General features: G+C 64.7%; 22 protein-coding genes. 9 read left to right on the top strand and 13 right to left on the bottom strand.

From position 1 onward, the window contains the following. The first annotated feature begins 233 nt into the window (after positions 1 to 233). The 4 genes from cysD to I6F33_RS03365 all read left to right on the top strand — a co-directional run bounded on the left by cysD (position 234) and on the right by I6F33_RS03365 (position 5,858). On the top strand, positions 234 to 1,028 hold the full coding sequence (gene cysD / locus I6F33_RS03380; protein ID WP_035998209.1) for a sulfate adenylyltransferase subunit CysD: 795 nt from the start codon (positions 234 to 236) through the stop codon (positions 1,026 to 1,028). 14 nt (positions 1,029 to 1,042) lie between these two features. Then, complete coding sequence (gene cysC / locus I6F33_RS03375; RefSeq protein WP_036021660.1) at positions 1,043 to 2,959, top strand: adenylyl-sulfate kinase; 1,917 nt, start codon at positions 1,043 to 1,045, stop codon at positions 2,957 to 2,959. 354 nt (positions 2,960 to 3,313) lie between these two features. Next, complete coding sequence (locus I6F33_RS03370) at positions 3,314 to 5,479, top strand: malate synthase G (protein WP_225134634.1); 2,166 nt, start codon at positions 3,314 to 3,316, stop codon at positions 5,477 to 5,479. Positions 5,480 to 5,657: 178 nt separating this feature from the next. Continuing rightward, entirely contained in the window at positions 5,658 to 5,858 is a 201-nt protein-coding gene (locus tag I6F33_RS03365; protein WP_008546815.1) for a CsbD family protein, read from the top strand. Positions 5,859 to 5,988: 130 nt separating this feature from the next. Here I6F33_RS03365 and I6F33_RS03360 read toward each other — a convergent pair whose 3' ends face one another. From I6F33_RS03360 to I6F33_RS03350, 3 genes are all read right to left on the bottom strand, one after another. Next, positions 5,989 to 6,144, bottom strand: coding sequence for a Thivi_2564 family membrane protein (locus I6F33_RS03360; RefSeq protein ID WP_008546817.1), 156 nt, complete (start codon positions 6,142 to 6,144; stop codon positions 5,989 to 5,991). A gap of 156 nt (positions 6,145 to 6,300) precedes the next feature. Continuing rightward, positions 6,301 to 6,951 (bottom strand): DUF2865 domain-containing protein, encoded by a 651-nt coding sequence (locus I6F33_RS03355; RefSeq protein ID WP_035998181.1) that lies wholly within the window; start codon positions 6,949 to 6,951, stop codon positions 6,301 to 6,303. Between the two features lie 13 nt (positions 6,952 to 6,964). Continuing rightward, entirely contained in the window at positions 6,965 to 7,780 is an 816-nt protein-coding gene (locus tag I6F33_RS03350; protein WP_225141081.1) for a L,D-transpeptidase, read from the bottom strand. A gap of 208 nt (positions 7,781 to 7,988) precedes the next feature. On the opposite strand from I6F33_RS03350, the gene I6F33_RS03345 reads away from it, so the two are divergent. From I6F33_RS03345 to I6F33_RS03325, 5 genes are all read left to right on the top strand, one after another. Further along, on the top strand, positions 7,989 to 9,101 hold the full coding sequence (locus tag I6F33_RS03345) for an AI-2E family transporter (protein ID WP_035998174.1): 1,113 nt from the start codon (positions 7,989 to 7,991) through the stop codon (positions 9,099 to 9,101). A gap of 78 nt (positions 9,102 to 9,179) precedes the next feature. After that, positions 9,180 to 9,551 carry a YqjD family protein gene (locus tag I6F33_RS03340; protein ID WP_035998171.1) on the top strand — a complete coding sequence of 124 codons (372 nt, stop codon included), beginning with the start codon at positions 9,180 to 9,182 and terminating at the stop codon, positions 9,549 to 9,551. An 88-nt stretch (positions 9,552 to 9,639) separates the two neighbouring features. After that, the gene (locus I6F33_RS03335; protein WP_057028148.1) at positions 9,640 to 10,095 is read left to right on the top strand and encodes a hypothetical protein; all 456 of its coding nucleotides are present in this window, start codon (positions 9,640 to 9,642) and stop codon (positions 10,093 to 10,095) included. A gap of 187 nt (positions 10,096 to 10,282) precedes the next feature. Next, on the top strand, positions 10,283 to 11,431 hold the full coding sequence (locus I6F33_RS03330; protein ID WP_035998141.1) for an OpgC domain-containing protein: 1,149 nt from the start codon (positions 10,283 to 10,285) through the stop codon (positions 11,429 to 11,431). A 90-nt stretch (positions 11,432 to 11,521) separates the two neighbouring features. Next, the gene (locus tag I6F33_RS03325; RefSeq protein WP_225141308.1) at positions 11,522 to 12,130 is read left to right on the top strand and encodes a TetR/AcrR family transcriptional regulator; all 609 of its coding nucleotides are present in this window, start codon (positions 11,522 to 11,524) and stop codon (positions 12,128 to 12,130) included. Here I6F33_RS03325 and I6F33_RS03320 read toward each other — a convergent pair. The 10 genes from I6F33_RS03320 to I6F33_RS03275 all read right to left on the bottom strand — a co-directional run bounded on the left by I6F33_RS03320 (position 12,127) and on the right by I6F33_RS03275 (position 20,342). Beyond that, positions 12,127 to 13,785 (bottom strand): HWE histidine kinase domain-containing protein, encoded by a 1,659-nt coding sequence (locus I6F33_RS03320; RefSeq protein WP_225126407.1) that lies wholly within the window; start codon positions 13,783 to 13,785, stop codon positions 12,127 to 12,129. The genes I6F33_RS03325 and I6F33_RS03320 overlap by 4 nt on opposite strands. Before the next feature lie 299 nt (positions 13,786 to 14,084). Continuing rightward, complete coding sequence (gene ureG, locus I6F33_RS03315; protein ID WP_025033975.1) at positions 14,085 to 14,708, bottom strand: urease accessory protein UreG; 624 nt, start codon at positions 14,706 to 14,708, stop codon at positions 14,085 to 14,087. A gap of 39 nt (positions 14,709 to 14,747) precedes the next feature. Beyond that, complete coding sequence (locus tag I6F33_RS03310; RefSeq protein ID WP_225141306.1) at positions 14,748 to 15,476, bottom strand: urease accessory protein UreF; 729 nt, start codon at positions 15,474 to 15,476, stop codon at positions 14,748 to 14,750. Beyond that, positions 15,457 to 16,068 (bottom strand): urease accessory protein UreE, encoded by a 612-nt coding sequence (gene ureE, locus I6F33_RS03305; RefSeq protein ID WP_225141079.1) that lies wholly within the window; start codon positions 16,066 to 16,068, stop codon positions 15,457 to 15,459. The genes I6F33_RS03310 and ureE overlap by 20 nt, the downstream gene beginning before the upstream one ends. Positions 16,069 to 16,081: 13 nt before the next feature. Further along, positions 16,082 to 16,381, bottom strand: a complete 300-nt coding sequence (locus tag I6F33_RS03300; protein ID WP_035998129.1) for a putative quinol monooxygenase — start codon at positions 16,379 to 16,381, stop codon at positions 16,082 to 16,084. A gap of 128 nt (positions 16,382 to 16,509) precedes the next feature. Beyond that, positions 16,510 to 18,225: an urease subunit alpha gene (ureC, locus tag I6F33_RS03295; protein ID WP_225141077.1), complete on the bottom strand. Its 1,716-nt coding sequence runs from the start codon at positions 18,223 to 18,225 to the stop codon at positions 16,510 to 16,512. 34 nt (positions 18,226 to 18,259) lie between these two features. After that, positions 18,260 to 18,799 carry an HD domain-containing protein gene (locus tag I6F33_RS03290; RefSeq protein ID WP_035998123.1) on the bottom strand — a complete coding sequence of 180 codons (540 nt, stop codon included), beginning with the start codon at positions 18,797 to 18,799 and terminating at the stop codon, positions 18,260 to 18,262. Between the two features lie 56 nt (positions 18,800 to 18,855). Then, the gene (locus tag I6F33_RS03285) at positions 18,856 to 19,161 is read right to left on the bottom strand and encodes an urease subunit beta (protein ID WP_026202067.1); all 306 of its coding nucleotides are present in this window, start codon (positions 19,159 to 19,161) and stop codon (positions 18,856 to 18,858) included. A 9-nt stretch (positions 19,162 to 19,170) separates the two neighbouring features. Next, positions 19,171 to 19,473, bottom strand: coding sequence for an urease subunit gamma (locus tag I6F33_RS03280; protein WP_007605424.1), 303 nt, complete (start codon positions 19,471 to 19,473; stop codon positions 19,171 to 19,173). A gap of 38 nt (positions 19,474 to 19,511) precedes the next feature. Continuing rightward, entirely contained in the window at positions 19,512 to 20,342 is an 831-nt protein-coding gene (locus I6F33_RS03275) for an urease accessory protein UreD (protein WP_225141075.1), read from the bottom strand. Positions 20,343 to 20,370: the final 28 nt, after the last annotated feature.

Raw genomic sequence — 20,370 nt, 5'->3', positions numbered from 1 at the left:
TTCCCCACAAACGGGGTTGACTGGAATTATTTTCTATATATGTCTCGTTTCGAGCGCGCAAAGAGAAAATTTTTTCTTCTCTTCCGCACCGCAACTATAGAATTTTCGCCTCCAAACGCAAAGTGGCAGAGATGCATCTTCTCAAGGACGATTCCGCTGCTGATCGACTGAGCAATCCGGCGCTGGCTGAGCGCGTGCGCGCGCAAGAATTTGCTGCCGAACTTGCCTCGAGCATGGACCATCTCGACCAGCTCGAAGCGCAGAGCATCTACATCTTCCGTGAGGCCTTTGCCCGGCTGAAGAAGATTGCCCTGTTGTGGTCACTCGGCAAGGACTCCAACGTCATGATCTGGCTGGCGCGGAAAGCCTTCTTCGGCAAGATGCCGTTCCCGGCCCTTCACGTCGATACCGGCAAGAAGTTTCCGGAGATGTATCGCTTCCGCGATCATTACGGCAAGGAATGGGATCTCGATCTGCGCGTCGAGCCCTGCCCGCCGATCGATGCCGTCGACCCAACGCTGCCGCCGGCCGCCCGGTCCGCCGCGCGCAAGACCGAGGGCCTCAAGATGGCGCTCGCAAAATATGGCTTCGACGGCCTGATCGCCGGCATCCGCCGCGACGAGGAAGCAACGCGCGCCAAGGAGCGCGTTTTCTCGCCGCGCGGCTTGGAGGGCAATTGGGACGTGCGCGACCAGCCGCCGGAATTCTGGGATCATTTCAACGCCTCGCCGCCGCAAGGCGCGCATCTGCGCATCCATCCGATCCTGCATTGGACCGAGGCCGACATCTGGGCCTACACCAAGCGCGAGAACATCCCGATCATTCCGCTGTACCTCGCCAAGAACGGCAAGCGTTATCGCTCGCTGGGTGACCAGGACATCACCAATCCGGTTGCCTCGAATGCCTCGAACATCGACGAGATCCTGATCGAGCTCGAACAGACCAAGGTGCCGGAGCGCTCGGGGCGCGCGCTCGACCACGAGACCGAGGATGCCTTCGAGCGCCTTCGCGTCGCCGGCTATCTCTGATCAAGGACGCGGCCATGAACATGATCGTCACGTCAGCCTCGCCCGGCACGCCGAACGGCACCACGCGTCCCCAGGTCCGCATCGTCATCGTCGGCCATGTTGACCACGGCAAGTCGACCCTGGTCGGCCGCCTCCTGCATGAAACCGGCAGCCTGCCCGAGGGCAAGCTCGAAATGCTCAAGGCCGTCAGCGCGCGGCGCGGCATGCCGTTCGAATGGTCGTTCCTGCTCGACGCGCTGCAGACCGAGCGCGACCAGGGCATCACCATCGACACCACCCAGATCCGCTTCCGCACCAATTCGCGCGACATCGTGCTGATCGATGCGCCTGGCCACGCCGAATTCCTCCGCAACATGATCACCGGCGCCTCGCAGGCCGACGGTGCGGTGCTGATCATCGACGCGCTGGAGGGCGTGCGCGACCAGACCAGGCGGCACGGCTATCTCCTGCATCTGCTCGGGGTGAAGCAGGTCGCCGTCGTCGTCAACAAGATGGACCGCGTCGATTTCTCCGCCGCACGCTTCAAGGACATCAGCGACGAGATCTCCGCGCATCTGAACGGCCTCGGCGTGACCCCCACGGCCGTGATCCCGATTTCCGCGCGTGACGGCGACGGCGTCGCGATGCGCACCGACCGCATCTCTTGGTACAAGGGACCGACCGTGGTCGAGGCGCTTGATCACCTCGAGCCGGCGCGTCCGCTGGAAGCGCTGGCGCTGCGGCTGCCGGTGCAGGCGATCTACAAGTTCGACGACCGCCGCATCGTCGCCGGCCGCATCGAATCCGGCAGCCTGATTGCCGGCGACGAGATCGTGATAATGCCGGCCGGTAAGATCGCCAAGATCAAGACGGTCGAGAGCTGGCCGATGACGCCGGTCGCGGGACGGCAGGGCGCGGGCCGCTCGGTCGGCATCACGCTCGACCGCGAATTGTTCATCGAGCGCGGCGACATCATCGCGCATGCGGGCAGCGCCCCGCGCGAGACGCGGCGGCTGCGCGCGCGCATCTTCTGGCTGCACGACAAGCCGCTTGCCAAAGGCGACCAGCTTTTGGTGCGCTGCGGCCCCAAGGAAAGCCGCGCCACCGTGGTCGCCATCGAGAAGGCGGTCGATCCCGGCGAGCTCTCAAGCAGCGAGAACAAGGCGATCGGTCGCAACCATGTCGGCGAGATCGACATCTCCCTGTCCAATCCGATCGCGACCGATCCCTACACCGAAAATCCGCGCACCGGCCGCCTCGTAATCGAGGTGTCCGGACGCATCGCCGGCGGCGGCCTGGTGCTGTCGGTCGATGCCGGCCAGCGTGCCGTGCCTGTCGACATCGTGCCGGTGGAATCGGCGCTGCGCAGCGACGAGCGCTCGGCCCGCTACCGCCACAATGGCGCCGTGGTCTGGCTTACCGGCCTGCCGGCCTCCGGCAAGTCGACGCTGGCGCGGGCGCTGGAGCGGCGTCTCTTCACCAATGGCGGCTCGCCGATCCTGCTCGATGGCGACACGCTGCGCGCCGGGCTCAACAGCGATCTCGGCTTCTCCGCCACTGATCGCAGCGAGAACATCCGCCGCCTCGCCGAGGTCGCGACGCATCTCGCCCGCAACGGCCACATCGCCATCGTCGCGGCGGTCTCGCCCGCGCGCGAAGATCGCGCCGCCGCGCGTCGCATCGCCGACACCGCGTTTCGCGAAATCCATGTCGCGACGCCCGCCGAGGTGTGCGAGGAGCGCGATCCCAAGGGCCATTACAAGAAAGCCCGCGCCGGCGCACTCGCCTCGTTCACCGGCATTGGCAACGACTACGAGAAGCCTGAGGCCGCCGAGCTCGTGATCGATACGTCGAAGCGGACGGTTGCGGAAGCGGCCGACGAGATCGAGCAGATGCTGAAGGCATCAGGCGTGCTGTTCGACGAGCTCGTGGATCTCGCTGCGAATATTTGAGGCCGCCCTAGTCGTCGCCCGGCTCGGCCGGGCGACCCAGTATTCCAGAGACAGCGTTGGAATACGAAGAAGCCGCAGCGTACTGGATTCCCCGCTTGCCGCCTTCGCTAAAGCTTCGGCGCCCCTAGACCTCAACCTCGGCGAAGCCTTAGCGTAGCCGGGTCGCGGGGAATGACACCGGTGCGTGGGACCGTCTCCCACCTCTCCTTGACATTTTGACAAGCTCCCGGGGGTCTTCTCACGGCCTCTTTTTTGGGGCTAATAGGCCCCCGAAAGCTGCCCCGCGCGGGCGCATTTTGCTGCTGTCGGGTCAAAAGCAGCCAAAAACAGCCATTTCCAACAAGAAAGCCCATCATGAAACGCGTCGACGCCCACGGATTGAAGATCGCACCCGTCCTGTTTGACTTCATCGCCAAGGAAGCGGCCCCGAAAACCGGGATCGCGCCGGATGCGTTCTGGGCCGGGCTTGCCGGCATCATCAAGGAGTTGGGACCGAAGAACCGCGAGCTGCTCGCATTTCGCGACAATCTGCAGGCCAAGATCGACGACTGGCACCGCGCCAATAAAGGCAAGGCGTTCGACCTCAATGCCTACACCGCCTTCCTAAAGGAGATCGGCTATCTCGTCCCGGAGCCGGCGACGCAGAAGGTCGAGACCGCCAATGTCGACGAGGAGATCGGCAAGATCTGCGGCCCGCAACTTGTCGTGCCGCTCACCAATGCGCGCTACGCGCTGAACGCGGCGAACGCACGCTGGGGCTCGCTCTATGACGCCTTCTACGGTACCGATGCGATTCCGCATGATCCGTCCGAGAGCGGCAAGGGCTACAACAAGGCACGCGGCGACAAGGTGATCGCCAAGGCCAAGGCGTTCCTCGATAACGCCGTGCCGCTCGCGACCGGCAGCCACACCGACGTGACCGGTTATAGCGTCGTCGCGAGCCAGCTCGCGGTGAAGCTGAAGAGCGGCAACGCCACCGCGCTGAAGAATGCCGCGCAGTTCGCGGGCTTCCAGGGCGATCCAGCCGCGCCGAGCGCCGTGCTGCTCGTCAACAACGGCCTGCATATCGAGGTCAAGATCGACCGCAGCAGCGCGATCGGCAAGGACGATCCGGCCGGCGTCGCCGACATGATCATGGAGGCTGCGGTCTCCACCATTCTGGACATGGAGGACTCGGTCGCCGCTGTCGATGCCGAGGACAAGGTGCTGGTCTACCGCAACACGCTCGGCCTGATGAACGGCACGTTGTCGGCCGATTTCGAGAAGGGCGGCAAGACGCTGACGCGTTCGCTCAATTCCGACCGCCTCTACAAGACGCCGGACGGCAAGGGCGAGCTCAAGCTGCACGGCCGCAGCCTGCTGTTGATGCGCAATTGCGGTCACCACATGTTCACGGACGCGGTGCTCGACGAGAAGGGCGAAGAGGTTCCGGAGGGCCTGCTGGACGCCGCCGTCTCGGGCCTGCTCGCGATCCACGACCTCAAGGGCAATTCCAAGGTCAAGAACAGCCGCACCGGTTCTGCCTACATCGTGAAGCCGAAGATGCACGGCCCGGACGAGGTCTCGCTGACCTGCGAGATTTTCGACCGCGTCGAGAAGATGCTCGGCCTGCCCGAGAACACGCTCAAGGTCGGCATCATGGACGAGGAGCGACGCACCACCGTCAACCTCAAGGCCTGCATCCAGCGCGCCTCCAAGCGCATCATGTTCATCAACACCGGCTTCCTCGACCGCACCGGCGACGAGATCCACACCTCGATGGAAGCGGGCCCGATGATCCGCAAGAACGAGATGAAGGCGCAGGCCTGGATCAAGGCCTATGAGGACTGGAACGTCGACATGGGCCTAATCGATGGCCTGCCCGGCCACGCCCAGATCGGCAAGGGCATGTGGGCCGCGCCCGACAAGATGGCGGACATGCTGGCACAGAAGCTCGGCCATCCGCAGGCCGGCGCCACCACCGCCTGGGTGCCCTCGCCGACCGCGGCGACGCTGCACGCGCTGCACTACCACCAGGTCAACGTGATCGCGCGCCAGGAGGAGCTCGCCAAGGGCGGACCGCGCGCAAAACTGTCCGACATCCTCACCATTCCGGTGTCGAAGTCGAACTGGGCGCCCGATGACGTCAGGCAGGAGATCGACAACAATTGCCAGGGCATCCTGGGCTATGTCGTGCGCTGGATCGACCAGGGCGTCGGCTGCTCCAAGGTGCCCGACATCCACGACGTCGGCCTGATGGAAGACCGCGCCACCTTGCGCATCTCCAGCCAGCACCTTGCCAACTGGCTGCACCAGGGCGTGATCACCGAGGCGCAGGTGATGGAATCGCTCAAGCGCATGGCGGTCGTCGTCGACAAGCAGAACGCGGATGATCCCATCTACAAGCCGATGGCGCCTGCCTTCGACGGCGTCGCCTTCAAGGCTGCCTGCGACCTCATCTTCAAGGGGCGCGAACAGCCGAACGGCTACACCGAATACATCCTCACCGCGCGCCGCCGCGAGGCCAAGGCTCTTGCATAAAGAGGCTCTTCGATAAAAGAGGCTCTTGGATAAAGAGGCGCTCGGCTGAGCAGAGTCACGGAACATCGAAAGCCCCGGCCGAACCCGGGGCTTTTTTGTTGGGGAAACGTCGCGCTGTGTCACGGAACAGGCTGCGTGCGCCTCGCGTTGTCGGGCCATCAACCAACGGGAGATGGTCATGGACTGGAATCGGATCGAAGGAAACTGGAAGCAGTTCAAGGGATCGGCCAAGGAGAAATGGGGCAAGCTCACTGACGACGACCTCCAACTGATCGAGGGCCGCCGCGAGCAGCTCGAGGGCCGGTTGCAGGAGCGTTACGGCAAGGCCAAGGACCAGGTCCGTCAGGATGTCGACGACTGGCTGAAGTCGCTGCACTGAAGCAGCACGAACGAAGCCCCGGCGAAAGCCGGGGGCTTTTGATTTGAGGTGTAGCCCCGGATGGCGTGAAGTGCGATCCGGGACCTTCGCTGCGGCCCGGATACCGCTTCGCTTGTCCGGGCTGCGATTGCTAGAACACCGCCAGGTATTTCAGCAGCGAAACAATTCCGATGATGATGACGATGACGCGCGCGATCTGCTTGGCGCGGCCGTCCATTGGCAGCATGTTGATGAGATAGAGCACAAGAATGACGACGAGAAAGGTGACGAGTACGCCGACCAGCATCGCGAGGCCCCCTTCAGGCAATTGCTACGCTGTTCTAACGCGCTGCACCCAAGCCGGTTCCATCTCGGAAACCCTGCCGCGCAACGTCCCGCGGCGGGCCTAGTCCAGCATTTGGCCGTCCGAACAAGGTTCGGACGCCGTCCGATAGGGCGCTCCCTACTCCTTCGCCACCACCGGGACTTGACGGAATCTGGCACGCACCGATTCCGGCAGCGGCGAGAAGTTCATCGCGACGCCACGGCGGTCATTGGCATTGCGGCTGGCGACCACGAGGCCATTGGCGCCGGCGACGATGTCGCCCTTGCGCAGGGTCGGGTCGTCCTCGACCTTGACCGATGCGAGCCCGACCGGGTCCTTGCCGTTGCAGGTACAGCCCGCGACGATCTCGTTGCGATAGCGGAACGCGTTCGGCAGGTCGGAATAGGACTTTCCCTTCTCAGTCGTGGCATCGTCGATGTTGCCGCCATAGACGAGCGAGGTCTCCGAGGCAGGGCAGAAGCTCTTGCAGGATTGCGCCTTGCTCTCGGCATCATTGCCTTGTGCCGGGAAGTAGCGACCGTCGCAGCTGCGCACGCAATAGGCGGTGCCGCCGCCGTAGGACGCGCGCTGGCGTGGCGCCTCATAGCGCGGCATATCGTCGGTGGGGAAAGGCATCCGGATTTCTGGCGGCGGCCGCATCCGAAAGCCGCCGAACAGGCCCGAGAAGAAATCCTGCGCATGCGCCGACGGCGCCATCGCCAGCCCGCTGGAGACGACGACGACAATCGCCGCTCCGCCCGCCAGTTTGTCAATCAGCCGTCTCGCCATAGGACCTCGCAGACTAATTCACGGCCGACGTGGTCATGTTCAGCGCCTGCCGACCCGAAGGCAGTGTCGTCACGGCCGGACGCTTGCGCACGGGATCACCTCCCTTCGCCATTAGCGGCGCGTTCTTCGGCAGCACCACGACCTTGGCGCCGACATTGACGCGGCTATACAGGTCGACGACGTCCTCGTTGGTCATGCGGATGCAGCCGGACGAGACGAACTTGCCGATGGTGGAGGGATCATTGGTGCCGTGGATGCGGTATTGGCTCGAGCCGAGATACATCGCGCGCGCACCGAGCGGGTTGCCGGGCCCGCCGGCGACGAAGCGCGGCAGATAGGGCTGGCGCGCGATCATCTCGGCCGGCGGATGCCAGTCCGGCCACTCGGCCTTGCGGCTGACGCTTTGCACGCCCGACCAGGTAAAGCCCTCGCGGCCGACGCCGACGCCGTAGCGGATCGCGCGGCCGCCTCCGAGCACGTAATAGAGATAGGTGCTGTTGGTATCGATGACGATGGTACCGGCCGGCTCGCTCCGGTCGAAGCCGACGATCTGCCTGCGCAGCCGGTCGGGCAATTGGGTATCCTCATCGGCGACCTGCGGCGCCTCGTTGATGTCATCCTGCGAATAGCCTTGGTCCTGCAAGTGTTGGCCCCGCAAGTATTGGCCCTGCGAGTAAACGTCCTGCGGATACACCCGCTGCATCGGCGTATAGCCGAAGGTTTGGGCGCTTGCGGTGCCCACCGGCACTGCGAGAAGAGCGGTTGCGAAGGCGAACGCGCCGACGGCGCGCGGCGAGAAGCTGCGACGGACTGCAAACAACTTTGTCATGAGCTGCCCCGTTGGATGTGCATCAGGTGATGCGCTGCCTCAACAAACTCCGCCGCCTCAATCGAAGTTCCGGCGCAGCGTGCGGCAGCGACGTCACAGTCAAGCGAGCATCCGTTCACGAAGCCGCGATGGAACCAGCACGCCGCCCAAGCATTAGTCACGTCATCAATGGGCGCGCGGATCACGGATTCCGTGCGGGAGAGATATTGTGCGCGTCCTACCCAGTGAACGTTTGATTTCCGGCAACAGCGAAGGCGATCCGCTTCCCGAGAGCCATGTCGAGCTGCCGCCGGTGATCCGCCGCACTGAATTCGTCGCGTTCGCGCTGGCCGGGCTGTTGCTGATCGCCATCGTCGCCGTGCTCTATGTCGGCCGGGCGTTCTTCCTGCCGGTCGTGATGGCGTTCGTCATCGGGACCATGCTGTCTCCGGCGGCCACCTTCCTGGAGCGAAGCAAGGTCCCACGCAGCGTCGGCGCCGTGCTGATCGTGGTCGCAGTGAGCGCGGTGGTCGCTTTCGCCGTCGCGTTGATCGCTTCGCCGGTCATGGCGTGGAGCACGCGCCTGCCAGAGCTCGGCGCGCAATTGAAGGACAAGCTGCACGTGTTCGACCGGCCGCTTGCGCTCTGGCGGGAGCTGCAAGCCATGCTCGGCGGCTCGGAGGGATTGCCGAGCCTGCACATGCCCAAGATCGAGTGGGTGCAGCCGACGCTGGAATTCCTGTCACCGACCTTTACCGAATTCCTGCTGTTCTTCGTCACCCTGATCCTGTTCATCGCAAGCTGGCGCGACCTGCGGCGGGCCATGATCATGACCTTCAGCAATCACGACGCGCGGCTGCGCACGCTCCGGATCCTCAACGAGATCGAGGTCCATCTCGGCAATTATCTGCTGACCGTCACCCTCATCAATGTCGGCGTCGGCGTCGCCACCGGCCTGATCTGTGCGCTGACCGGAATGCCCAATCCGGCCGGGCTCGGCGCACTGGCGGCCACGCTCAACTTCATCCCGATCATCGGGCCCGTCGCGATGTTCGTGGTGCTGGTCGTGGTCGGGCTGATCGCCTTCCCGACCCTCGGCGGCGGCCTGATGGCCGCGCTCGCCTTCGGTGGCCTCACCTTTCTTGAGGGTCACTTCATCACGCCGACGATCATCGGGCGGCGGCTCGCCCTGAACGCGCTCGCCGTGCTGCTCGCGCTCGCGTTCTGGACCTGGCTGTGGGGGCCGATGGGCGCGTTCCTGTCGTCGCCGCTCCTGATCGTCGCGCTGATCCTGAAGGACCACCTGCTGCCGGAGAATTCGCCGCAGCTGCCGCAAGCCTGACCGGTTTCAGCGAACGGAACTTACCCGGCGACGAAACGTTCTCCGCCCATCTCAGCCGTCAACAGTTCGGAGCTCCCGATGTCCACGCCCAATGCCGAAGCCGGGATGAGAGACTGGACCGACAAAGCCACCCGAGACCGCCTCGAAAAGGATGTAGCAGCCGTGAAAAGCGATATCGCCGCCCTCACCGACCAGATCACCGACGCGCTCAATACTTTCGCCAACTCCACCAGCAAGCAGGCTCGCCGCGGCTATCGCCAGGCGCGCGAGAACATGGACTCCGCGATGGACGACATGTCCGAGCGCGGCAGCGCGATGATGGAAGCTGCACATGACGCCTACGGCTCGATCGAGGAGACGCTGGAAGAGGCGATCACGCAGCGGCCGCTGGCGACCGTCGGGCTGGCGCTCGGCATCGGCTTCCTGATCGGCGTCGCCTGGCGTCGCTAAGGATGTCGACGCCCATTTGATACGGCGGCGGCACGCCGCCGCTGTTGGCTCGTGACCATTCGGCTGGCGGGGATTGAGGAGCAAGGCCATGTTTCAGCGCATCATCGACGGCATCAGCGCATCAACCGGCACGACGGTTCGGCTGACCTCCCTTGCCGCGGGCGCTGCCTTCGCGCTGCTCGTGACCACAGGCTTCCTCTGTGCCGCCGTCTTCATTTGGGTGCTGCAGAAATATGGCCCGGTGCAGGCTTGTCTTGCCGGCGCCGGCATCTTCTTTCTGCTGACCCTGGCCGCGGCAGGCTCCTATTGGAGCTACAAGCGCGAGGTGCAGAAACGCGCCCAGATCGCGGCCGAGCGCGCCGCGAAATCGGCCGCGCAGAGCATGCTTGCAGATCCGATGCTCCTCGCCACCGGGCTCCAGATCGTTCGTGCCATCGGCGTCAAGCGGCTGCTGCCGATCCTGGCGATCGGGGGCGTCGCCCTGGGCATCCTGGCGAGCCGCGCCGGCGTGTCCGACGAGGTGTCGGCCGAACCTGCCGAGTAGCGATCGGAGCTGGGTAGAAAATTTCGTCGTAAGTCCTTCCGGCGCATCTATCCTACTTCGATAGTAGGCGAGGGCCGCAGTCTGCGCCGTTCGGCGCGATTGCCTTGCCGCTCACGCAAACGCTACTCGGACGAGCAGGCGGTTGCCGTTAAAAGCATCATCCTGATTCCCAAAGCTATTTTGCTCAATGAAACCGTCCGTCAAGGCGAACCTCGCCGCATTCCAGCATGACGCCAGGCTCTATCTGACGCTCGGCATCGCCAATTGGTCCATATTCGTCGACCATATTCCCAACAACGTCGTCAACCTGCTGACGCTGCGCAATTTCGGCTTCAGCGGCGCGGCGGACCTGTTCGTGTTCGTGGTGGGCTACGGGGTCGCCATCATCCATGGCAGGATGGCGCTGGAACGCGGCTACTTGGTCGCGGCGACGCGCATCTTTCGCCGGGTCTGGCGGCTCTATGCCGCCTATGTCGTGCTGTTCGTGATCTATATCGATGCCATCGCCTATGTCGCCAGGCAATCGATGGCGCCGGAGATCATCCACCAATACAACATCTCCGGCATTCTCGAGCATCCACTGCGCATCCTGGTCCGCGGTCTCGTTCTCCAGGAAGAGCCGCTGAACCTCGACCTGCTGCAGCTGATGGTCCCGCTGATGGCGTTCTTTCCGTTCGCGTTGTGGGGCCTGCTGCGGGGCCCGAACCTGACGCTGGCGGCATCGGTCGCGCTGTATCTCGCCGCACGCTGGTTCGACTGGAATTTTCGGATCTATCCGGACGGGGAATGGACCTTCAATCCGCTGTGCTGGCAGATGTTGATGGTGCTGGGCGGCTGGTTCGCCGTGACGGGCGCTCCGGGACGTGCGCTGCACGGCATGTCCTGGCTGCGGATCCTCGCCGGCGCCTACCTGGTCTTCGCGATGGCCGTCACCTTGATGCGCCATTCGCCGGCGCTGTCGGCTTACCTGCCCGATCTGCTCCTCAACAGCATCGCTCCGACCGACAAGGAAAACCTCGCTCCCTATCGGGTGGTCCACTTCCTCGCCCTCGCGTTCATTGCCACCCATCTCATTCCGGCGGATCACCCCGGCCTGAGATGGAAACCGCTGCAAGCGGTGATCGCATGTGGTGAGGAATGGCTCGCGGTATTCTGCGTCGCCGTGTTCCTATCCTTCGCTGGCCACCTCATCCTGATCACCGGGCCGAACCTGGCGGTGATGCAGGTGGCGGTGAGCATCACCGGCTTCGCGGCGATGACCGGGCTCGCCTACTACATCGCCTGGTCGAAACGGCAGGATCTGCCGGCAGCCCTGCGGCAGCAGGCCCAGAGCTGATCGCTTCGCGACGAAATCGTGCGATTCTGCTAGGCCGAATGCCGCCCCTGGGCTATGCCGGGACCCTGCGTGAGGAGACCGGGCGTGGCGATGGCGAAAGACGGGCGTGAAGAGGCGGAGCGCGCGCCCCGGCGCGGCCGGCCAAGGTCGATCGAGACCACCAACGCCATCCTCGAAAGCGCCTATGCACTGATGGCGACCACCGGCCTTGCCGCCACCACCATCGATGCGATCGCACGGCACTCCAGCGTGTCCAAGATGACGATCTACAAATGGTGGCCGTCGCGGGAAGCGCTGCTGATCGACGCCTTCCTCCACCATGCCGCGCAAATGCTGCCGCTGCCGCCCGCGAGCGCGGGCACGCCCGCGGCGCGCGCGCGGCGCCACGCCGCCGCCTATGCCGAGGCGCTGCAGGGCGAGTTCGGCAAGGTGCAGCTCGCCGTCGTCTCCGAATGCATTTCCAAGACCGGGTCGGCCGAGCTGTTCTACGCCCGGTACCTGCAATTCCGCCGCGACGCGCTGGTGGACATGATCGCCGCCGGCCAGAAGGACGGCAGCATTCAGGCCGAGGGTCCTCCTGAGAATCTCTACGACGCGATCTATGGCAGCCTGTTCTACCGCTATATCTTCGGCATCGCACCGATCACACCCGGCTACGCGCGCAGCCTCGTCGATCTGGTGTTGCGGCCGAAGGGCTAACTTCGCACCGGCCTGACGGGCGCCGAGATTTTATCCGTGCGGTCGCGCTCGGTCATGTCGACCACCGTCTCCATCGGCGCGGTCAATTCATAGACGTAGGAGACGTCGGTGAAGAAGCGCTTGGCGGTCCCGCCCAGCGCCTCGGGCGCGACGCGGTCGAGCAGGATCAGGCCGAAATCGGAATCGGGCCGGCGCGTCGCCTCGCTGGTGTTGAACTCCTCCCAGCGGAAATGGAAGACCTCGTCGCCCTCCTCGCCGGTCACCGTCCAGTTGGCGGTGATGTGCGGGTGCTTGCCGACCAGCGACAGGCCCTCGTCGGAATGCGAGGCGAGCTCGAAGAACAGCAGCGACAGGCTCTGTGCGGCACGCGCGCTGACCGCGATGTCGGGGCCGGTGACGGCGATGCGATCGGCATGCGGAATCGCGCGCGCCTCGAACAGGCCCTTGAGCTTGACGCCCTGCCACTGGCTCTCGCTGAGCAGCGAGACCACATTGGACATGGCGTGGATGCGCCCGATCAGGAGCTCGCGCGCGATGTCGATGTCCGAGCCGTGGCGCAAGGTGCGCGTCACGATCGACTGGATCACCGCCAGGATGTTCTTGACGCGGTGGTTGAGCTCGTCGATCACCGCGGTCAAACGCCGCTCGAATCCGATCCTGACCTGAATCTCCCGGCTGAGCCGCAGATTGTTGTAGGCGACGTAACCGAACAGGCCGCACACCATTGCGGTGATGGCAAAGCCGATCGCCGCCACGATGATGGCGGTCTGCTCGGCGCGGCGCACCGAATTGGTCTTCGCGTAATAGCCGAGCTGCCAATCGCGGCCACCGAAGCTCACCGTGCGCGTCGCCGACGGCGCCCCGTCCGCCGCCGCGATCCGCGTCGAGACCACGCCCTGATCGTTGGCGATCAGCTCGCCGCCGTCCTTGCGCGGATCCCTGAGCGCCACCGCGAACAGCGACATGTCGTCATTGGCCAGCATCAGCGAGGCGAGCTCGTAGGAAAATGTGACGAACCCGGCCGGCTCCGTCGCGCCCTCGGGAACGACGGGCGCGGCCACGATGATGCCGATCGGACCGTTTCCGCGGATCAACGGCACCGGGTCAGAGGCAACCGACCTCTTTTGGGCGCGCGCCCGCGTGAGCATCGCGCTGCGAACCGGATCCTGATCGTAGCTGCGGCCGGGCAAGGCCGTGGTCTCGTTGCTGCGCGGCTCGAGATCCAACAGCACGTCGATCGGCTGGGTGACATCGGCAGGATTGATCGGCTTGTCGTCAAACGAGCGGATCTGCGGATTCGGGAAGCCGGCGCTGGCGATGGCGGCTTGCGCGTCCGCAAGCTCGTTCGGCTTCAGCCGGGCGATCCAGCCGGCCACCACAAAGTCGGTCTTGAAGGCGTAGATCGCCGAGCGCAGCGGCTCCAGCATGTTCGGCTTGATCACCGACGGCGCGCGGAACAGGCCCGAGGCGACACGCGCGAGCAGCTCCCGCTCGGTCAGGCGGTCCTGAACCAGGCTCGCATGCACGTCGATCGCCCGCGCTAGCGCGATCCGGTCCAGCGCCAGCTCCTGGTCGTGGACGCGATAAGCCGCAAGCCCGGAGAGCAAGGCCCCGAGCAGAGCGATGAAGCCGATGATGAAACCCAGCCTGACCACGCGATTACTCAGGCGAAAGCAGGAGGTCGGCAATGAACACGGAGCACATGAACGCCGCTCGAACGGCCAGAGGCCGAAGCAGGGTAAACCCCAGTGGCGGAGATAATGAAGGAGGAGGCATCAGTACGCAACTTGGGTCGCCTGAAAAGCTTAATCCGCCCGGCCGATGGTCTGGCCGGGATGAATTCGCCCCGGGCGCCGGAGGTAGTTAATCGCCGTGTCCGAAATTTGTTCCGTGGGTTGCGGCACGGCCCAGGCGTTAACGACGAAAAACGCCTGCGCCAACTGGTCGCGTCCGGTCAGCCCGCCCGTTTCAGGCCGCCTTTGGCCTCGATGAAGCCGACGATTCGGTCGAGCCCCTCGCTCTTCTTGAGGTTGGTCATGACGAAGGGACGTTCGCCGCGCATGCGCCTGGCGTCCGTCTCCATCTTCTCCAGGGAGGCGCCGACATGGGGCGCAAGGTCGGTCTTGTTGATGACCAGGAGGTCGGACCGGGTGATGCCGGGGCCGCCCTTGGACGGGATCTTGTCGCCAGCGGCGACGTCGATGACATAGATGGTGAGGTCGGCCAGCTCCGGGGAAAAAGTGGCAGCGAGATTGTCGCCGCCGGATTCGATCAGCACGAGGTCAAGTCCGGGAAACTTGGCGCGCATGTCCGCGACCGCAGCGAGATTCATCGAGGCATCCTCGCGGATCGCCGTGTGCGGACAACCGCCGGTCTCGACGCCGGCGATGCGATCCGGCGTCAGCGATCCCGAACGCACCAGGAACTCCGCATCCCATTTGGTGTAGATGTCGTTGGTGATCGCCGCAATGTCATAGCGCTCGCGCATGGTCTTGCAGAGCAGGTCCATCAGCGCGGTCTTGCCCGATCCGACCGGACCGCCGACGCCGACACGCAAGGGACCGTGAGATTTCGCCATGTGACTCGTTCTCTCCTGATGACTTGACGGCCGCACCGCTCACGACCGAAACAAGCGGGTATATTGCGTCTCGTGCCGCAAGCTGGCGAGATCGGCCCGGAACGTCGCGCTGCCGAGATCGTCCAAGGTCGCATTCAACGCGCGATTGGCGGTGGCGGCGACGGCGGCTTCCAGCCTCACCAGCACACGCTGGCTATCGGTCTGGCCGAGCGGAATGAGCCGGCTGGCGGCGGAAATCCAGTTCGAGACCAGCGCATGCAGGAAGGCGTGCAGCGTCGGCGCCAACGGCACGGCGTGCATCGCGGCAACCACACCGACCGCGACCGGATAGACTAGCGGCGCGCCGCATGCCGCGACCGTGGCATCCAGTCCGTCGGCATCCCATGCGGCGCGCGAGATGTCGATGAAGGCGCGGCCCTGTGAGGTCGTCTCCAGCTGCCGCTCGCGCGACGGCACGAAGGCGCTCGCGAGCTCGGCGATCTCGTTCAATGCGGCCGTCTCGCCCGATTCCGTGGCGCGATAGGCGTGGACCAGAAACGTGGCGTCACAGAAGCCGGAGCCGTCGCCGAGCATCGCATCGAGCCAATCCGCCAGCGTCGTCGTGTCGATCACGTCGCCCGCCTCGACCGCCCATTCGATGCCGCTGGAATAGGAGAAACCGCCCACCGGAAACGCCGGCGACAGCCAGGTCATCAACCGGTACAGCGCCGCCGCCTCGCCCTCGGCAAGATCACCGCCGCCGACCGGCTCATTTGAGGTCATGAGCATGCTTGTGGCCGTGGTGATGGTCGGGATGATCGCAATGCTCGTCGTGGTGATGGTGGTGCTCGTGGCTATGGTCGTGCGAGCCATGATCATGGAGGTGACCATGGTCATGGTGATGATGGCCGTGATCGTGATGCGCATGGTCGTGTCCATGCGCGTGGCCGGCATCGGCGTAGGCGCCGCCTTCGGGATCGAACGGCGCCTCGATCTCGATTACACGCGCGCCAAGGCCCTTCACCATCGCCTCGATGACGTGATCGCGGCGGATGCGCAGGGCCTTGGCCATGATCTGGGTCGGCAGATGACGGTTGCCGAGATGCCAGCCGACGCGGACGAGGTGGTGCGGATCGCGGCCGCGGATTTCGAGCAGCGGCTCGGGCGCCGCGACCACCTCGATCAGCCTTCCATCCTCCAGCACCAGCGCATCCCCGCCGCGCAGCGCGACGGCATGTTCCAGGTCGAGCAGGAATTCGAGACCACGCGTTCCCGTCATCGTCATGCGACGACGGTGCCGATCGTCGAAATCGAGCACGACCGTGTCCGCCGGAGCTTCCGTGAAGCGGTGCTGTCCCCTGACCTGCGTCGCCCGGATCATGCGTCTTACCTCTTTACCGTGTCTCGACCTTCTCGGGCGTGATGTATTCGATCTTCGGCGGCGCCGTGAAGCATTTCACAGCAACACGGCCGAACGTCTTCATGTGCTCGGCAGCGCGATGCGGCCCCAGCGCTTCCATATTCTCCCACTGCTCGACGAACACCATCTTGGCAGGGTCGGTGACGCTCTCATGCAGGTCATAGGCGATATTGCCGGGCTCTTTCCGCGTCTCCTTGATGCAGGCGGTGGCGGCTGCAATGAATTCGGCGCGCGTCTCGGGCTTGATGGTCAAGGTAGCAACGACGTAGATCACGAGAAATCCTCCCGGCTTTTCTTCTGAGGGTTACGATACCGGGCGGGACATTAGACCAGGCGGGACCGAACGCAAAACCGCAAAAAGCCGTCCCCGGACACCGCCGGGGACATGCGTCGAGCGCTATTTCAGTACATGAAATATCGCTGCGCCATCGGCAGTACCTCCGCCGGAGCACAGGTCAGGAGCTCGCCATCGGCGCGCACTTCATAGGTCTCCGGATCGACCTCGATATTGGGCGTCGCGTCGTTGTGGATCATGCTCTTCTTGGAGATCTTGCCGCGGGTGTTCTGGACGGCATAGAGCTTCTTCTCGAGGCCGAGCTTTCGCGCGAGGCCGCCGGTGACCGCGGCCTTGGAGGTGAACACCACCGAGGATGCCGTACGCGCCTTGCCGAACGCGCCGAACATCGGCTGGTAGTGCACCGGCTGCGGCGTCGGGATCGAGGCGTTGGGATCGCCCATGGGCGCCGCGACGATCGTGCCGCCCTTGACGATGCAGTCCGGCTTGACGCCGAAGAAGGCCGGCGACCACAGCACGAGATCGGCCATCTTGCCCTTCTCGACCGAGCCGATCAGCTTCGACACGCCGTGCGCGATGGCGGGATTGATGGTGTACTTGGCGATGTAGCGCTTGACGCGGAAATTGTCGTTGTCCTTGCCCTTGTCCTGCGGCAGCGACCCGCGCTGCTTCTTCATCTTGTCCGCGGTCTGCCAGGTCCGGATGATGACTTCGCCGAGGCGGCCCATGGCCTGCGAGTCCGAGGACATCATCGAGAGCGCGCCGAGGTCGTGGAGGATGTCCTCGGCCGCGATCGTCTCCTTGCGGATGCGGCTTTCGGCGAACGCCAGATCTTCGGCGATGGACGGATCGAGATGGTGGCACACCATCAGCATGTCCAGATGCTCGTCGATGGTGTTGCGGGTGAACGGCCGCGTCGGGTTGGTCGACGAGGGCAGCACGTTCTTCAGGCCGGCGACCTTGATGATGTCAGGAGCATGGCCGCCGCCGGCGCCTTCGGTGTGGAAGGCGTGGATGGTGCGGCCCTTGAAGGCCTTGATCGTGTCCTCGACGAAGCCGGATTCGTTCAGCGTGTCGGTGTGGATCATCACCTGGATGTCGTGATCGTCGGCGACCGACAGGCAATTGTCGATCGCGGCCGGCGTGGTGCCCCAATCCTCGTGCAGCTTCAGCGCACAGGCGCCGGCCCTGATCATCTCGACCAGCGCGGCGGGCCGCGAGGCGTTGCCCTTGCCGGAAATGCCGAGATTGACCGGGAAGGCGTCGAACGACTGGATCATCCGCCCCATATGCCAGGGCCCCGGCGTACAGGTGGTCGCGAAGGTGCCGTGCGACGGGCCGGTGCCGCCCCCCAGCATCGAGGTGACTCCTGACATCAGCGCGTGCTCGATCTGCTGCGGACAGATGAAATGGATGTGGCTGTCGAAGCCGCCGGCGGTGAGGATCTTGCCCTCACCCGCGATCACGTCGGTGCCGGGGCCGATGATGATGGTGACCCCGGGCTGGATGTCGGGATTGCCGGCCTTGCCGATGCCTGCGATCATGCCGTCCTTGATAGCGACGTCGGCCTTCACGATGCCCCAATGGTCCACGATCAGCGCATTGGTGATGACGGTATCGGCCGCGCCCTGCCTGTTGGTGACCTGCGACTGCCCCATGCCATCGCGAATCACCTTGCCGCCGCCGAACTTCACCTCCTCGCCATAGGTGGTGAAATCCTTCTCGACCTCGATGATGAGGTCGGTGTCGGCCAGCCGCACCTTGTCGCCGGTGGTCGGGCCGAACATGTCGGCATAGACGGAACGCTTCATCTTGACGGACATCACAAGCCCCGTTTGCGATTGAATGTCTGGTTGGTCACAGCAAGGCCTTTGCTGCTTTCACGGCGTCATCGAATTTTTCGTCGAGCCACGCATTGCCGCCGCGGCACCCCGCCACGACCTGCGTGGCCCAGGCGATATAGTCGGCGAGATCTTCGCGCTCCCCAGCATTCGGATCGGTCTGAATGCGCGCGCCCGTATTGCTGATCTTGTCGGCGATCTTGATCAGCTTGGCGCCCGGCGATTTGTGGGGCGCGTCCTCGATTTGCTTCTGCCGCCGCTTCGCTTTCGGCAAGCTCATGTCGTCGGTGCACTCGGCAACGAGGGACGCGACCCGATCGGAAAATCTCTGCGCGAGCTCCTCGCGCGTGGTGTCGGTGTCCTCGATGGTGTCGTGCAGCCAGCCGGCCGCGACCAGCTCGGCATCGGCGCCGTCGGTCGCAGTCGCGAGCAGGTTCGCGACCTCTGCGAGATGATTGATATAGGGCTCATTGCCGCGGCCCTTGCGCGCCATGCCGTTATGGCGCTGCGCGGCGAGCTCGGCAGCTTCCGAGACGAGGCGGATTGGTGAGAGCATGGAAATACCTCCGTTTCCGCCTCAACCATGCCGCGCCGTGCTCGTTCCTGCGGAGGTCACAGCTTCCCCATCACATCGCCGCGGAAGCCGTAGATCGTCTTCTTCCCCGCCATGGCGACGAGCTGGACGTCGCGGGTCTGGCCGGGCTCGAAGCGGACGGCGGTGCCGGCGGCGATGTCGAGGCGCATGCCGCGCGCCTTCTTGCGGTCGAACTTCAGCGCGGGGTTGGTCTCGAAGAAGTGGTAGTGCGAGCCGACCTGGATCGGGCGGTCGCCTGTATTGGCCACGGTCAACGTCACCGTCTTGCGGCCGGCATTGAGCTCGATCTCGCCGTCCTGGATGAAGAGTTCGCCGGGGATCATGCTCTGCTCCTACCTGATCGGCTCGTGCACGGTGACGAGCTTGGTGCCATCAGGAAAAGTTGCCTCGACCTGGATGTCGTGGATCATCTCGGGAATGCCCGGCATCACCTGGTCGCGGGTCAGAACTTGCGCGCCTGACTGCATCAGCTCGGCGACGGTGCGGCCGTCGCGCGCGCCTTCCAGAATGAAATCGGAGATGATCGCGATCGCCTCGGGATGGTTGAGCTTGACGCCGCGGTCCAGCCGGCGGCGGGCCACGATCGCCGCCATCGAGATCAGAAGCTTGTCCTTTTCGCGGGGAGACAGATTCATGCGATATCTCTTCCGTTCAACACGTCAATTCAACCAGTCTAGTTCAGCCAGAGCCGCGGCAGGGCCGCACCGGTGCGCGCCAGCACCGTCATCATGTCGGTACGCAAACGCGCCGCATCTTGGGCACAGAACCGCGCCATTGCAAAGCCATTCCAGGCCGAGATTCCGACTTCGCCGGAGAACGATTCCGACGCCTCCCGGATGCGCTCGACCAAGGCTTCGTCGCCGGGCACGATCAGGGCTGTGCCGATCGCCGCGCCACCTTTGGCGACGGCGGACCGGCCGAGCTTGGCACCGATATCGCCGTCGAGCCGGACCGTCTCGGCGAACACCAGCCGCCCGCCGCGGCGTAGCCGCCAGCGGTCGACGAACTCGCCCTGCTCCATCCGCTCGCCCATGGCGGTCCGGCCGAACACGACGGTCTCGCAGAGCAGGAGCGAGGCCGCCTCGTCGAGGCCGATGTCGAAGCGGCGCTGCACGCGGGCACGGTCGAACAGAATCGTCTCCTGCGGCAGCCAGGCAAGATGCGCGCCCGCCCCGACCTTCAAGGCGATGTTGAGCTGCGCTGCCGCTCCGGGGGTGCGATAGACCTTTTCGGCGGCCGCTGTGGTCAGCGTCAGCCGCGCTGCATCCGCCGCCGCTATCTCGATGTCGAAGCGATCGCCGCCGGCAACTCCGCCCGCCGTGTTGACGAACACGCCGGACAGACCCTGATCTTCCGGGGAGGGAAAGCGGACGCGGAGCGAACCGGATTCATGCAAGGCGCCGCGCCGCGTCACGCCGTCGCGCGCATGCACGTCGAAGCGCACCGCGCCGCGGGCACGGTTTGCCTCAAACACGGTGGATGTGACTGACAATTCGCTGCGCATCCGCCTCCCCCAGCCGGTCGCGGCAGAA

The sequence above is a fragment of the Bradyrhizobium sp. BRP20 genome (assembly GCF_020194215.1).
Classification (GTDB): Bacteria; Pseudomonadota; Alphaproteobacteria; order Rhizobiales; family Xanthobacteraceae; genus Bradyrhizobium; species Bradyrhizobium yuanmingense.
This window is presented reverse-complemented; position numbering and strand designations above follow the sequence as displayed.